Here is a 15,655-nt window from a genome sequence, read left to right on the forward strand (position 1 = left end):
CGTCTTTTTATTTTAGGGAGGTGAAACCACGGAATGCCCGGGATCAAACAATGCCCATTTTTACGCAGTGCGCGATCAGTTGCTCGTTTGTTGAAAAATTGAAGGACTCTTTCATATACATGAGTCTTTTCTCAATGCTGCTGAGCGCAGCAGGGCGGATGTTGTTTCGCTTAAAATGATCGGCAATCTCCTGTTGCCGTTTACCCTGGATCATGAGCGATATGATCTGAATGTCAAAGTCAGTAAACTCATGGGCGTTGTTGTTTTTCACCTGGTCGATCAGCTGCTTGGGATAGTAACGTTGGTTGGCAGCGATCGCTTCAATGGCTTTAACGAGCTCCTTCGCATCGCTTCGGGCTTTTCGGACAAATCCGTCAATTCCGGGATCGTTAAATAGCTTCTCGATTTGCAGCGGTCTGGCAGCGCCCGAAAACACCAGTATCTTCAGGTCCGGTTGTGCTTTGTGCGCCGCCTCGATAAGCGCAGTGCCGTCCAGTAACTGTTGTTCCCTGTAGTCTTTTTCAAAATGCAGGTCAGTGATCAGCAAGTCAAACGAATCGTTTGCCTGCAAGGCCTTCTTGATTTTGAGTAACGCGTCGTCGCAATAGTAAGCGTACTCGGGGTTGGTAATTCCTATCGCTTCCAGTGTTTTCTGCACGGAGATATTAGCTGTTTCCTGATCTTCAGCGATCAATACTTTTCGGATCATCTTATTGGTCAATTGGTATAATTAATTGGATGCTCAATCCACCTGGTGTTGACGTATCAAAAATAATGCGGCCGCCAATCCCGGAAATACGGGTTTCCGTACTCTTAAGACCGTTGCCATACCTGAAGTTTTCCGGCAGACCTTTACCGTCATCTGTATAATGAATCGCGATGCGTTTTTCCTGTTCTTTAAATTTTACAACAACGTTGCGGGCGGCACTGTGTTTCCTCATATTGATCATCAGTTCCTGCAACACATGCTTCAGCTCTGTTTGAGCATTCGGCTTCAGTCGATTCCATAGCGCTTCCGAATAACCTACAATCGATATCGAAGTAGCTGGATTCGAGAAGGACTTTAAAAGGGCCGGCAGCGAATGATCTCCGGAGGGCCTGACAGAATCAGAAGGTTCATAAGACAAGTCCCGCGACCGTTCGTAAAGATCTTCCAGGTCATCCAGTATTTTTTCTTTGTCCGGTTTCGGTTCGTAATCAATCCAGGTAATCAGGCGATACAATCCGTTAGCTACCACATCGTGCACCTTCTGCGATGTTCTTAATTGCTGATCGCGAAGCGCCTGCTGTTTTCTTTTCCTGTACCATAGCGCTACGAAAAACGTTGCGATCAATACAACGGCCAGTAACACCTGCTGCTCGATGATCCGTAATTTCTTTTCCGCATTCTCTTTCTGTAATACAAGTTTATCCGCCTTGTGTTTTTCTGTCTCAAAGCGGATTACCGCAAATTGATTTTTGGCATTATTGCGTGCAGTCAACAAACTGTCGCTTAAAAATTCGTGTCGCTTAAAATATTGTTTTGCTGCATCAGGCGGGCTCAGTGGGATCAGTTTAGCAAGTCCCTCCAACTCGTCGTCCGGGCTCTTCAGGTAAGTAGCAATATGGTGCAGTGCGCGTGCATAGTAACGTGCGGAATCTGGATTGGAAGCCGCATAAAAATCAGATAGGTGGCCATAGCTGGCGTTCAGGCCTCGGCTGTCACCTACTTTACGGCGGATGCGTAATGCCTGCCAGAATTCCGGTGCCGCCTTGTAGGTGGAATCTTTCAGCCATTGGGTGCGGGCCAGATTTGATAATACCCGGGCATATTCCGAACTGTCAGTCTGTAGAGGTAAAATAGAATCCAAAACAGATATCGCCTGATCGTAGTTTTTATTTTTTTGATAGGCGAGCGCTTTGAGATTAGCGACCATGCCTGAATAATTTTTGGTGAACTGACCCGAACGATCGGAATATAAGACCACCGCATCATAGTTTTTCAGGTGATAATTGGTTAGGGCGAGCTCGTGATAATCCGATGCCAGGCAGGAATGATCATTGGTGTCTTTCTCATCGAGATAGGTTAAAGACGTTAATAGTTGTTCCTGTGCGCCAAAGTAATCGCCAAAGTCTGTCTGAATAGTTGCCATTTTATTGTATGCCATTGCGACTTCCAGGCTGTCTTTAGAGGTTAGTGCAACTTTATTAAAATAGTAAAATGCAGAATCGGCGTCCGTATTTTTCAGTGCCTCGCCTTTCTTATAATCTTTCGATGTTTCAAACTTTCTAAGTTTGGGAGCAGTACGCTGACAGGCAAAAAGACTAATGATTGCAAGCGCCAGAATATAGGTGTAGGATGTTTTCTTCAAAACAGTTATTTGGCTTAAAATTAGAAAATATTATCCAGCACCCCTTACATAAAATAAGGCAAGATCGCTCTTGCCTTATTAATCGGTAACCTGATTAAGGTTGACTGGGTGGCGGAGGAGGAGGTGGTGGAGGTGGTGGTTGGTTTGGCATATGTCCTGCCTCTCCGCCGCAGCACTCACTATTGCTCATGGTAGTCATTGGTGTATCATGAGCCTTGTCAGGCGTCGTATTGTATCCTGGAAAAAGCGCCAGGAAAAACGCGAGTATTAACTCTATCATTTTTGTTGATTTAATAGTTGAAAAATGTTGCCCGGCTGCATGCCGCGCAGGTTGAAAAAGGCGGTAAGAAGCGCTTCTTACGCCGTCGGGAAGGGAGTGTAGAACTTGCAATAGCGGGAGCCTTTAAACGCTTCCCAACCGGTTATCAGCTACCGCTTTTGAAGTCCTGATAAAATCGAGGCTGTACAGTGAAACTCTTAGCCAGAGAGTCTTTAATCGATTTCTGAAGCGAAGTTAGATCGGCTTAAAGGGCTGGTTAGCAAGTGGTTCCGGTAATTCCGGTCATTCCGAAGGCATTCCGGAAAGGCCTGGGGAATTCCGTAAATTCCGTAGTTTTAATCTATAATCTTTGCAATATGTATGAGGATTACGTCCAATCGGTACTGCAGTTTTATGAGCAACAAGTAGCTGCCAATGAGCTACCCATAGCCTTAATGCGTCCCACTCCTGCTAAGCTCAGAGAGGAGTGCCTTGCTGTTTGTCAAAGAAGATATCAAAAGCGAAAAGATGAAAAGGGACTGTATGATTTTTTTGGTGTGGGCGATGATAAAGTTGCCGTGCTGCAAGCCATAAGAAGATGTGATATTGATAAGTTCAAGCCGTTGGTCAATTTTCTTCGCAAGCAGACGAGCGGGACCGAAGAAAAAAATATTGAGCTGCTGGCATTCCTGATCGATTTTCCGCGAAGACCATTTGAGCTCGGTGTAAATTATGCGCCTGACCCGATAGCCGAAAGCGATCTGGCTACTTCACCGGAAGAAGAACCTGTAACAGAAGAGCAGGAAATATCCAGCGCTGAAACGGCACTTCATGAATCTGTCGTGGAACCGGTACCCAATTTTGAAGAGCGGGCAGTACCGTATGCAGTTTCCATCAAGCCTCCGGAACGTAAAAGACGCGTGAGTGTGCGAGGGGTCGCAGTGATGATCGGTGCAGTCGGCCTGACATTTCTCGGCATTCAATTCTACCAGGGAAAGGAAACGAAGGAGGCGCTCGGGTCTTCGAGCAGTTCACTTGGCGCGAAGCTTTCATGTATGTATTGGTCCGTCGATCATTACCAACCGATAGACTGCAGTCGGAAGATAGAAGGGGTGCTGGTCATCGCCCTGGACTCTGTCAAAATGGAGCGATTCAAAAAAATCAATCGCCCCGATACGATTACTCTCAAAGACGTCGATAGGGTATGGTATACCAAACTCAATGACACTATTGAATTTTACACTGCAGGAGGATTTCATCCCATAGAACATCAACGTAGACTGAAGCCTGTTACAAACTACATCATTGAAAAGTATGTACTGGATGTGAAACAATAGCCGCTCTGATGTATTAATATACCAGGCGTGTGACTGGCAATCATACTTATGAGCTCTTTTTAAATTGGGCTGATCATTATTTCGTCTGATCCTGCAACCGTCTTCTTCTAAGCCTTTTCAATATTTTTTCTCTTTACGGTTTTCCGTAATAATCGCTTGCCATCGGAGTCTATTTTTGTTTTGAACACGGCAGGAACACACCGGCCGCTATCCAAATAAAAACAGGTTTATGAAGAAACGCAACACAATCCGTCTGACGACTCTTTTGCTCCTGACAGCTTTTTCTATTTCGTGTAATAGCTCCGGTCATTCGCAGCTGGCGGCCGGGCAGCACCATGCAGAAGCATCAGCCACCTGCACGGGCAAGAAGTCTTGTAGTGCCTGTAAAAACTGCAAGTACTGCAAGCATTGCGCAAAAGACGGGGGCACCTGTGGTGTATGTAAATAGATCCGGGTGGATCACAGTGCTCTTGTTGCTTTTCCTCACAAGGGCCTGCGATGGCCATTACGATCACGGAGAATCTAATTATGTCCCGGTATCGGAAGCGTATCCTTACAAAGTAATACGAGTAAAAGATGGTGACACCATAGAGTTGCTGATCCATGGACGGCCGCAGGCAGTGCGATTAGCTCATGTAGATTGTCCGGAAACAAAACAGGCGTTTGGAAATAAAGCGAAACTTTTTGTTGCCCGGCATTGCTTCCAGTCATCGGTACGACTGATTCACCATGGTGTTACCGACCGGTACCGGAGGCTCATAGCGGAGATCATCCTGGAAAATGGCAGCAATCTGAACAAAGAGCTGATCAAAAATGGTCTGGCCTGGCACTATAAAAAATATTCGGACGACACCACGTATGCCAACCTGGAAATGGTGGCCAGAAAACAAAAGATCGGCTTATGGTCACACCGGAACGCGGTAGCGCCCTGGACCTGGCGACGCAGTAAAAAGTACTTTTTAAATACAGCGCAATCAAAACGCATCATAGTGCTAACCTATTGAAAACACCTTTATAAAAACGGCTGAGTGAGTTGGATCCGCGGCAGTGGCGCGGCTACGTTAAATCTGTAAAAAATGTATCATGGAAAAAGATCTTAAGTTAAAACTGGAACAGCTGCATCAAAGGGTGGATGCGCTCAAAGATCAGATTCAGACCGAGGAAGCTACCAAGAATGCTTTTGTAATGCCCTTTATTCAGGCTATCGGATACGACATCTTTAATCCTTTAGAAGTAGTGCCCGAGTTTATCTGCGACATAGGAACCAAAAAGGGTGAGAAAATTGACTATGTAATTAAAAAGGATGGAGAGCCGATTCTTATCATTGAGTGTAAGCATTGGAAAGAAAAAGCGGATGCACATAACGCTCAATTGCACCGGTATTACCACGTGTCCAAATCAAGGTTCGGTGTTTTAACGAACGGGCATATTTATAATTTTTATGCCGACCTGGAGCGTCCCAACATCATGGACGATAAGCCGTTCTTTACTTTAGATCTTTCAGACCTGAAAGACTCGAGCCTCAAACTACTGGAAAACTTTACCAAGGCCGGCTATAATCTCGATAACATCCTGGATTCGGCAGAGGCACTAAAGTATATCAAGGCCGTTCGCAGTGAATTTGAAAAAGAGCTGCAGGAGCCGTCCGACGATCTGGTAAAGATGCTGGTCAGTAGATTTTTTCAAAAGCCTTTAACCGCTTCGCGCCTGGCCACCTTCAAAGAATATACAAAAAGAGCCCTCTCCAATTCGATCAATGAGTTAATCAGCCACAGGCTCAAGAATGCCCTAAGCATTAATGAAAAGATTCCCTCGGTACAGACCGACGAACAGATCAATCCGGTTGACGATCATGTGGACAACGTCAAGCTTGTCACCACGGAAGAGGAGCAGGAGGGATGCCAGATCGTGAAAGCCATTTTGAGGGAAGCGGTACCGGCTGCCCGGATTGCCTTTCGCGACACGCAGTCCTATTTTGGTATCCTGCTGGACGACAACAATCGGAAACCCCTGGCCCGTCTGCATTTCAATTACTCCAAAAAATATCTGGAGCTTTTTCATAAAGGAAAAGACAACGGAGAACGAAAACTGTTAGACTCGCTGGATGATATTTATAGGTACCGGAAAGAGCTGCTAAAGACAATAGAAAATTATATTCAAAAGACCGAAACGGAAGCTGCGGCGAATGTTGATAATGCAAGCAGTGTGAACACATCTAATCCCTCATTGTGATGTTGATCTTCAATGTGATCAGGAAAGCAGGCCCGGTTCTGAAATGGTATTTAGTCGTTACCGGACGATACCTGGTATTGCTTTTTCGATTTAAAAGGCGTCTCGAAAAGGTTCGGCTACATTATTACAGGTGCTGGCATTTCGACAATGCTTATCTGCTGATCAATATGGAGTTTAAGAATGCTGTTTGGTACAGGGTGAGCAACATTAAAAGACACCGCTCGCAGGAGTCTATTGTTTTAAATCTGGCTTCTATCGATCAACAGACTATAAACCTGGAGGTTTTCGGATTTTTTCAAAAGCAAGAGTATCTCATACGTTTACAAAAAGAGGCAAAGGTGAATACATCCGCCTTCAAAACGAAGATTTACCGGATGAGATTGACTGATTTGCGTAGCCCCGGACTGCGGCCATCGATGCCTGTGCCGGGCCTGCAGCTTAACTATCCGAACATATATCTTAATGAAGTTTCCGTGCTGACGGGCTTCACTGAGGTTATTTATACACCCTTTAAAATTGAGGATTTTATATGAAACAACGAACGTATTATGTCACTCCAAGGGCCGGGTCGGTCATGCGTTTTATGTGGAAGGCTGCCGGAGGCGACAGATATATTTTGGAGCGTGCTACATACAGTGATCAGATCAAGTATATGTGTCTGGGCGGCATCGTTGTTGCCACAGGTGCGATGGCTGGTTTGGCAGGTGGCTATGCCTTCTACACGATTTTTTCGCCCAAAGGATCTGCGCTTACTAATGATATTCATTATCCGACTGTTATTGGCTCGCTGTTATTCGGAATTATATGGGGTTTGATGATTTTCAATATCGACCGCTTCATCGTCACCAGCACGGGAAAAGGCGATGGAACGGAAAAAATCACATGGGGCGAATTTAAAAGCGCGATTCCGCGGATTGTAATGGGCGCCATCATTGCAATCACGATTTCAAAGCCTATTGAAATAAGGATGTTTCAAACAGAGATCAACAATAAGCTTTATGAAAAGCAACTCATTCTTCAGAAGGAGTTTGAAAAGCGGACGACCGCAAATTTCGAAGAGCGTTTAAAAGTAGTTGAAGATGATTTAGGCGTGGTCGGCGTGCAGCGGCAGGATTTAATTAATCGGATAAAAGCTGCCGAAAAAAATATGCAGGATAATCTGATGGGCAGGGTGGAAGGTATTCCTCCGGGCAACGGCAATCTCACGAAGGCTATACAATCGCAGATTGACGCTCTCAAAGCAGAGCTTGGTCAATTTGACGAACTGAACGGAGCCAAAATCGCCGAAGCAAACAAAAAGCGCAAGGACATTTTAGCAGAGAAGGAAAAGGCGCTTGCTACAAATGTCCAGGTGGCACAGGGTTTGGATGGTTTGCTGGAGCGCATTAAACTATCACACGAAGTCGCTGGATTTTGGATCACGCTATTCATTACGTTGTTATTTCTAAGTATTGAGTTGACACCTATTTTTTTCAAGCTGATGCTTAACAAGACACCCTATGATTACCTCGTAGAAAACCGGGATGATTTGATCCGTGCTGAAAATGGTATCGAGGTCCGTTATGACTTTTATAAAGACAAAGAAGGCGTGGAGAGGCATTTAGTCATCAACCACGAGGCTCACAAAATGGTGTTTGAAAAATGCCAGGTCACCAAGATCCAAAAAGAACTGACGGAATATGCCATAGCAAAATACAAAGAGCAGGAAAAGCAGAAGATCGATGCCAATTTGGAAGAATACATCAAAAAGATAAATCCAGATGAAATCATTACCTAAGCAAACCCTGGATGCTCTTTGTAAATTTTCCGGAGAAGATTATGCTATTATAAGCAGCTGCGATATACAGGTCCAACGCCAGTTTTCAGTCATTGGTCTCTTCGTATTAATGATCCTTGCCTGCTGTTTTGTAAGCGCTTTGAACTTTACGGAACATCTGTTTCATAACGCTGTGGCAGATATTAGTATAGGACTGATTTGGGGGTGTATTGTAACGAATTTATATGTGCTGATGCTCTATACGATCACGCCTACTTTATTGCCGGTCAAACAAAAAGCTGCAAAACCTAAAATCGTTCAGTTGAATATATCTCTGGTGTTAAGGATAGGGTTGGTCATTCTACTGGCGATGATCACCGCTCAGCCCCTGACTATTTTTATGCTAAGGCCCGACAGTGCCTCATTTGCCGCTGATATCAGGATCTTATTGGCTCATAACTTTTGGGCCTGGATCATCACTATTATAGTAATCCTCATTTTTCTATTACCTATTTTCCTGAAATATAGAATCAGGAGATCAGGTGTGTTTTATGAAAAAAAAGCCAGCATAAAAAAACGGATTATCGATGATGACTATGCCGATTTCAAATCGGAATACCGGCAGATTTTGGCCGGTCGTATTGCAGAATATAATCGAGCGATATGGAACGCTCTGATGCCTGTGCTCAATCGTTTAGATCAACTCAATATTACCTCATATAAGGACTATTATACTAAAACTTTGAACGAAACATCACCAGGCGATACGGACAAGTTTGAGTATTGGGCCAATCCGCCTTACCGCACCGTTTCAAAGCGGTCTGAAAAGGATCTGCTTTCTGAGCAGGAGCTATTAAATCACATTTATCAAACCAATCGTTGATTTATATTATTGCTATAATCGCTGCCACCATGATATTGTATCTGCTGTTCAGAAACAAAAGGACAGGCAGGGCAGACATGAGCTTGCAACAAGATAAGACAAAGCGGTACCAGGAAACGGAAGCGGATAAAATAATAAATGAAACACGGCACGTTGACGAGTCGGGAGAACCATACAGGTTGGTTGAAAAAAACTGAGAAGTGCCGCGCTTAACCTATATAAAAGCAGCATTGCATGGGAAGTATTGGGGCGAAAAAACGTTAGACCTGGCTTCCCAATCTGAACACACCCCGTTTTTCTATTTCACTATTTACGAAGCCTTGCTGAAAGATGCCGTTTATAGCGAAACACCGTTTGCACTGGAACAGGATGTAAAGATTCCCAGGAAACGCTTCCCGAAGCTATTGCATACGATTTTACACAGTAATGGCAATGAATATGAGGTCAATCTTCACGAACCCATCATCGCCTCCGTTGAGTTAAACCAAAAATTGCATCAATACGAAGGAGAAGAGGTGTTTGGTACGATTGACGCTGTTATAACCGGATATATCGTGGACTTTGTCCCGCAACCTTACTCCGAAAAAGTGTACGAATGGCACGATCGAAAACAACAAGTCCCGGGGACGAGCGAGCCAGAGGCCCATCTGGAAACAGCCGTGCCTACCGGCAATTTTGAACATAGTGGGAATTATTACCGCACAGAGTTTTTTCGCTCCAATTATAAAAAGACATACTGGGGTTCGTGGAGGTACCAAAAGTCAAGAATGTCCGGGGAGAATGGTGGATGTCTTTCTTCAGCTACGTCGCTTTTGACGTTGATCATTTTCATAATCTCTTTGTTGGCAATACTCCCTAAGGCGGCTATACTTTTGCCTTTCCTGTTGATCCTGTTTTTACTTAGACTGCTTCCCGCAATATTCTATAACTGGTTGTTTCGACTGATCGGTGTGTTGGTTTTAGCAGGGGTGGTACTGAGCCTGTTCCAATATTTTGGTAAGACAACCGGGCATGATGTGGCCGAACGGATTGCTGAAGACCAGCCTATGGAGCGTAAAATGCAATCAGTCCCCATAACAGACACCATTAATAATAAAGTCATTAACGACACGCTTATAAAGCATTTCCGGGCCTGGAATGACTACGATGGTAATCAATACGAAGGAACGATATGGATGAGACAAAACGATTGGATTAATGCAAGCGGATTTAAGAAGCAACTCCATATCCGATCAGATAGCGAGCAGGCTTATGATCAGGTGATCCACTCATTAAAGGAGCATGATAAACACCGTTTGAGTGGCGTCTATCAGCTCTTCGATAGTATTCAAAACCGTCAACAATTGTCCAGCGTCCGGTTTGCCGAGATGATCGTATCGTTTGTCCAGGATATACCGTATGCGATCGTACTTACCGATGGTTGTTACCCGGACTTGTACAACGACAGAGTTGTTCGTGACTATCTGCTGTCCCAAGGTGCCCGTTGCGAAGGGTATCAGAAGTATGGGATCAACTCGCCTGTTGAATTTATGACCACGCTCAAAGGTGATTGCGACACGAGAACCTTATTGCTGTACACCCTTTTTTCTCATTATGGATATGATGTGGCCCTATTAAGCAGCGAATATTATCATCACTCTGTAATAGGGATTCATCTGCCGATCAACGGCGTAGCCTATCACTACCAGGGTAAGCGCTATGTGCTTTGGGAAACAACCGCTGCTGAGGTCAGGGCGGGTGTTTTACCAAAAGAGATCTCTAACCTTAACTATTGGAGGATATCATTAAAATCAAAATAATTATGGAAGCTACTAAAATCATAACGCTCACGATTGTAGGGATTATTTCGCTGGCAGTATCGTTAACGGTGGTGCAGCTCTTGCTAAGAAAGGAAAAGAAAGTATCTGATTTTAAGGGCAAGATCTGCATGGCATTTGGTATTATAATGGTCGCTTGGGTGATCGCACTTGCTATGGTTAATTTTCAATCGCTTACCATCCTGAACGAGTACGTAGATATGACCGTTAAGATCAATGCCGATCCACCTCTGGGCAGTATTGCCAAGACCAGTTCTTTATTTATAGGGCTAAGCAATATCTGGCTGGCTTTGTGGTATTACGGCATTAAGATATTCGTCTTTCTGAGTATCGGGCATAGAGTGCCAACCAGGGAAATAGAAAATAATCACATTGTCTACTTCCTTGTAAAAGGTGCGCTATTCATAGCCTTTTTATATTGCCTGATGCCGGTGTTCGAAATGTTGTTGAGAACGTTTTTACCAAGTGTTGGCGTGCCGTATTACCGCTAATAAGTAACGAATCAAAAGCAGAAGGATGAAGCGGATAAAAGTGTCCTACTTAGTAATCGCCCGCAGCGTATCATTTAGATCGATATCGGAATAAAAAAAAAGGCGACTTGCGCCGCCTTGAATGTTTTCACAACGGGATCACCCTTATTGTGAATTGCTTTCAGATACAATAATAATCAAAAAAATCCAATACGTATTACGGAAATCCTTAAAATATATAAAATTGATCATATATCTTTAAGGGTAAATAATTCGCACTTATGGGAAAAAATATTTTGGGGCTGGATCTGGGCACCACCTCCATCGGTTTTGCCAAAGTAATTGAAGATGAAAATCGCCTAAATTCTTCAATTGAACTAATCGGTGTTCGCGTGAACCCCCTGACAACAGATGAACAGACCAATTTTGAAAAAGGAAAGCCAGTCTCGGTAAATGCCGATCGCACGTTAAAACGAGGTATGCGTCGTAACCTTGACCGTTACCAAATGCGCAGGGATAATTTGATTGACCTGCTGAAATCTAATAAAATCATTTCGGAAGAAACGATACTGGCCGAAGATGGAAAAGGTACTACGCACTCTACCTATGCGTTACGTGCTTTGGCAGCTACAGAAAAAATATCCTTGGAAGCTTTTGCAAGAGTGCTTTTGGCTATTAATAAAAAAAGAGGTTACAAGAGCAGCCGTAAAGCGAAGAACGAAGAGGAAGGTCAAATTATCGACGGGATGGCAATTGCCAAAAGGTTGTACGAAGAAGGCCTCACGCCCGGGCAATTGGCCTGTCAATTACTGAAGGAAGGAAAGAAACACCTGCCTGATTTTTATCGCTCGGATCTAATTACGGAGCTGGACAAAGTATGGAATTTTCAAAAACAGTTTTATCCCGAGATATTGACAGATGATTTTAAAAAGCATCTGGAAGGGAAAGGGCAAAGGGCAACCTCTGCCGCTTTTTGGGGAAAATACAATTTTAATACTGCCGAAAATAAAGGAACTCGCGATGAAAAGAAACTACAGGCCTATCAGTGGCGAGCGGAGGCTGTTTCCCGGCAGTTGAGTAAGGAAGAAGTGGCTTATGTGATTACAGAAATCAATAACGACCTGAATAAATCGAGTGGCTATTTGGGCGCTATTTCCGACAGAAGCAAAGAGCTGTTTTTTAACAAACAAACGGTGGGACAATACTTGCATCAGCAAATCAAAGAAAATCCGCACACAAGGTTGAAGGGCCAGGTGTTTTACCGTCAGGATTATTTAGATGAATTTGAAACGATATGGGAAACGCAAGTCCGGTTTCATAAGGAATTAACACCGGCGTTAAAGGAAGAAATCCGGGACGTCGTTATTTTCTATCAGCGCAAACTAAAGTCCCAAAAAGGGTTGATCAGCTTTTGCGAATTTGAAAGCAAAGAAATTATTAGCGAAAAAAACGGCAAAAAAACAAAAAAGCGGATTGGCTTACGTGTGGCCCCTAAGTCTTCGCCTTTGTTTCAGGAGTTTAAAATATGGCAAGTGCTGAATAATCTTGAGTTCAATAATAAAAGCACGAAAGAAGTGTTGGTTCCTGATTTGGATGCCAAGCAACAATTGTTTGAAGAGCTGAATATCAAGGGAAGCATGCTTGCCAGCCAGGCACTGAAAATATTAGGTTATAAAGGTAAAGAATGGGAAGCCAATTATCACACGCTGGAAGGTAACCGTACCAATAAAGTGTTGTATGATGCTTATCTGAAAATTTTGGAACTGGAAGGCTACGACGAAGATTTGTTAAAGCTTTTGGGCAGCGACGATATTGATGTTTCAAAGATTGAGAAACCAGCTTCAGAAATCAAAAAGATGGTTCAGTCTATTTTTGAAGTCTTGGAAATTGATACTGCCATTCTTGATTTTGATGCGGAGTTGGACGAAAAGGCTTTCGAGCATCAGGCTTCTTATGGCTTGTGGCATTTGCTTTACTCGGCAGAGGATGACAACAGGAAATTCTCAGAGAAGGATATTTTTATCTACGGACATGACAACATCGGTTTAAAAAAGAAGCTGGGCGAAAAATTCGGCTTTAAGCCAGAGCATGCAAAGGTGTTAGTAAATATTGCTTTTAGTGATGATTATGGTAACCTGAGCAGTAAAGCCATGCGAAGGATTTTTCCTTTTATGAAAGAGCTTACTTATGATAAAGCCTGTTTGCAGGTTGGTTATAAACATTCAGCATCATCGTTAACTAAAGATGAAATAGCCAATCGCCCCTTGCAGCAAAAATTGGATTTGTTGAAGAAAAACGAATTGCGGAGCCCGGTGGTAGAAAAAATCCTCAATCAAATGGTGAATGTTGTCAATGCCTTAATAGATGAGGAAAATGCCAAAAGAAAAAGACAAGGCTTACCGGAAGATTTTCATTTTGATGAAATACGGATTGAGCTTGCACGGGAACTGAAAAAGAATGCAGCGGAACGAGCCGAAATGACCAGTAATATCAATGAAGCAAAAATCAGGCATGAAAAAATCGTCAAAATCCTTCAAACAGAATTTGGAATAAAAAACCCGAGCCGGAATGACATTATCCGGTATAAATTATATGTGGAGCTTAAAGACAACGGCTATAAAGACTTGTACACCAACACGTATATTCCCCGGGAGGCGTTGTTTTCAAAAAATGTGGATGTAGATCATATCATTCCTCAAATGAGTTTGTTCGACGATAGTTTTTCTAATAAAACCGTATGTTACAGAAAAGACAATCAGGAAAAGGGCAATAAAACCGCCTACGATTACATACTTGGTAAATACGGGGAAAATGAGGCGGAAGCTTATGTTGAGCGGATTACACAATTATATGAGCTGAGCAAAAACAATAAGGAAGAGGGGATAAGCAAAGCTAAATTTCAAAAGCTGCAAAAGCGCCAGGCCCATATTGGGGACGGCTTTATTGAAAGGGATCTTCGCGAAAGCCAATACATCGCCAAAAAGGCTAAAAATATGCTGTACAGCATTTGCCGGAATGTGGTTTCAACCAGTGGGGAAATTACGGCCCGGTTGCGTGAAGATTGGGACTTAGTCAATGTGATGCAGGAAATCAACCTTCCAAAATTCCGGGCGTTGGGTTTAACCGAAATGATTGAAAAGAAAGACGGCGGATTTAAGGAACGTATTATCGATTGGAGCAAGCGCAACGATCATCGTCATCATGCAGTCGATGCCTTAACCATTGCTTTTACCAAGCATAGCCATATTCAATATTTAAACCACTTAAATGCCAGGAAAAATGAAAGCCACAAGCTACACAATAGTATTTTGGGGATCGAAGAGAAAGAAACAGAGTTGGTGTATGACGATTTGGGAAATCGTAAAAGAAAGTTTATAGCACCTATGCCCCATTTCAGAGAAGTAGCAAAAGAACATTTGGAAAATATATTCGTGTCGCACAAAGCGAAGAACAAAGTGGTTACCAAAAACAAGAACCGAATAAAGACGGCAAAGGGCGAGAAAATTAAAACCGAGCTTACTCCACGTGGGCAATTGCACAAGGAAACGATTTATGGTAAGTACAATTACTACGGAAGCAAAGAGGAAAAAGTAGGGACAAAATTTGATGAAGACACTATTGGAAAAGTGGCGCATCCCTTGTACAAAAAGCTCCTGCTAAAGCGGCTTACAGCGAACGATGGCGATCCTAAGAAGGCGTTTGGTGGTAAAAATTCTTTGAGTAAAAACCAAATTTATCTGGATGCGGCAAAGCAGGAAATCTTACCTGAAAAGGTTAAGCTGGTTTGGCTGGAAGAAAATTACTCAATAAGAAAAAATATAACACCTGAAAACCTGAAAGATGTAAAAACCATTGAAAAGGTATTAGATGAAGGGGTAAAACGAATTTTATTGAAACGGTTGGAAGACTTCGGTGGTGATCCTAAAAAGGCTTTCAGCGATCTGGATAAAAACCCGATCTGGTTAAACGAAGCGAAAGGCATTAGCATTAAACGGGTAAGGATTAGCGGGGTAAAGAATGCAGAAGCCTTACACTACAAAAAGGATCATTTGGGGAGCGCGATCTTGAATAAAAACGGCCAGCAAATTCAAAGCTCTTTTGTAAGTACAGGCAATAACCATCATGTGGCTATTTATCAGGATGCAGAAGGGAATTTACAGGAACGGGTAGTGTCGTTGTTTGATGCTGTGCAACTCGTTAATGCTGGGGAGCCAGTGATAGACAAAGCTTATAATCAGGGTTTAGGATGGCAATTTCTATTTACCATGAAGCAGAATGAAATGTTTGTTTTTCCAAATGAAAAAACCGGTTTTGATCCGAAAGCGATTAATTTATTGGACCCCAAAAACAGGGAGATAATTAGCCCGAATTTATTCAGGGTGCAGAAATTGGCTACAAAGAATTATATGTTTCGGCATCATTTGGAGACTTCTGTTACTAACAATATAGAATTTACCTATAAACATTTTCAGTCAATGGGTAATTTAAACGGTATGGTCAAGATTCGTATCGATCATTTAGGTAAGATAATTCAGGTTGGTGAATATTAA

General features: G+C 43.1%; 12 protein-coding genes. 9 read left to right on the forward strand and 3 right to left on the reverse strand.

Annotated features, from left to right (window positions below):
* Window positions 1-43 precede the first annotated feature (43 nt).
* The 3 genes from ACU37H_RS15490 to ACU37H_RS15500 all read right to left on the reverse strand — a co-directional run bounded on the left by ACU37H_RS15490 (window position 44) and on the right by ACU37H_RS15500 (window position 2,631).
* Window positions 44-721, reverse strand: coding sequence for a response regulator (locus ACU37H_RS15490; RefSeq protein WP_472705429.1), 678 nt, complete (start codon window positions 719-721; stop codon window positions 44-46).
* On the reverse strand, window positions 711-2,351 hold the full coding sequence (locus ACU37H_RS15495) for an ATP-binding protein (RefSeq protein WP_472705427.1): 1,641 nt from the start codon (window positions 2,349-2,351) through the stop codon (window positions 711-713). The genes ACU37H_RS15490 and ACU37H_RS15495 overlap by 11 nt, the downstream gene beginning before the upstream one ends.
* A gap of 94 nt (window positions 2,352-2,445) precedes the next feature.
* Window positions 2,446-2,631 (reverse strand): hypothetical protein, encoded by a 186-nt coding sequence (locus tag ACU37H_RS15500; protein ID WP_472705425.1) that lies wholly within the window; start codon window positions 2,629-2,631, stop codon window positions 2,446-2,448.
* A 356-nt stretch (window positions 2,632-2,987) separates the two neighbouring features.
* Between ACU37H_RS15500 and ACU37H_RS15505 the strand changes: the two genes are divergently transcribed.
* The 9 genes from ACU37H_RS15505 (at window position 2,988) to cas9 (ending at window position 15,655) form a co-directional block, all read left to right on the forward strand.
* Entirely contained in the window at window positions 2,988-3,947 is a 960-nt protein-coding gene (locus ACU37H_RS15505) for a hypothetical protein (protein WP_472705423.1), read from the forward strand.
* Window positions 3,948-4,324: 377 nt separating this feature from the next.
* Complete coding sequence (locus ACU37H_RS15510; protein WP_472705422.1) at window positions 4,325-4,951, forward strand: thermonuclease family protein; 627 nt, start codon at window positions 4,325-4,327, stop codon at window positions 4,949-4,951.
* Between the two features lie 79 nt (window positions 4,952-5,030).
* Window positions 5,031-6,179, forward strand: a complete 1,149-nt coding sequence (locus ACU37H_RS15515) for a type I restriction endonuclease (protein WP_472705420.1) — start codon at window positions 5,031-5,033, stop codon at window positions 6,177-6,179.
* Window positions 6,179-6,712 carry a hypothetical protein gene (locus tag ACU37H_RS15520; RefSeq protein WP_472705418.1) on the forward strand — a complete coding sequence of 178 codons (534 nt, stop codon included), beginning with the start codon at window positions 6,179-6,181 and terminating at the stop codon, window positions 6,710-6,712. The genes ACU37H_RS15515 and ACU37H_RS15520 overlap by 1 nt, the downstream gene beginning before the upstream one ends.
* Window positions 6,709-7,956: a DUF4407 domain-containing protein gene (locus ACU37H_RS15525; RefSeq protein ID WP_472705416.1), complete on the forward strand. Its 1,248-nt coding sequence runs from the start codon at window positions 6,709-6,711 to the stop codon at window positions 7,954-7,956. The genes ACU37H_RS15520 and ACU37H_RS15525 overlap by 4 nt, the downstream gene beginning before the upstream one ends.
* The gene (locus ACU37H_RS15530; protein ID WP_472705414.1) at window positions 7,940-8,818 is read left to right on the forward strand and encodes a DUF4407 domain-containing protein; all 879 of its coding nucleotides are present in this window, start codon (window positions 7,940-7,942) and stop codon (window positions 8,816-8,818) included. The genes ACU37H_RS15525 and ACU37H_RS15530 overlap by 17 nt, the downstream gene beginning before the upstream one ends.
* 200 nt (window positions 8,819-9,018) lie before the next feature.
* Window positions 9,019-10,617: a hypothetical protein gene (locus tag ACU37H_RS15535; protein ID WP_472705412.1), complete on the forward strand. Its 1,599-nt coding sequence runs from the start codon at window positions 9,019-9,021 to the stop codon at window positions 10,615-10,617.
* A gap of 2 nt (window positions 10,618-10,619) precedes the next feature.
* Entirely contained in the window at window positions 10,620-11,126 is a 507-nt protein-coding gene (locus tag ACU37H_RS15540) for a hypothetical protein (RefSeq protein ID WP_472705411.1), read from the forward strand.
* A 260-nt stretch (window positions 11,127-11,386) separates the two neighbouring features.
* Window positions 11,387-15,655 (forward strand): type II CRISPR RNA-guided endonuclease Cas9, encoded by a 4,269-nt coding sequence (cas9, locus tag ACU37H_RS15545; protein WP_472705409.1) that lies wholly within the window; start codon window positions 11,387-11,389, stop codon window positions 15,653-15,655.

Source organism: Niabella sp. ZPM-14, assembly GCF_055693045.2.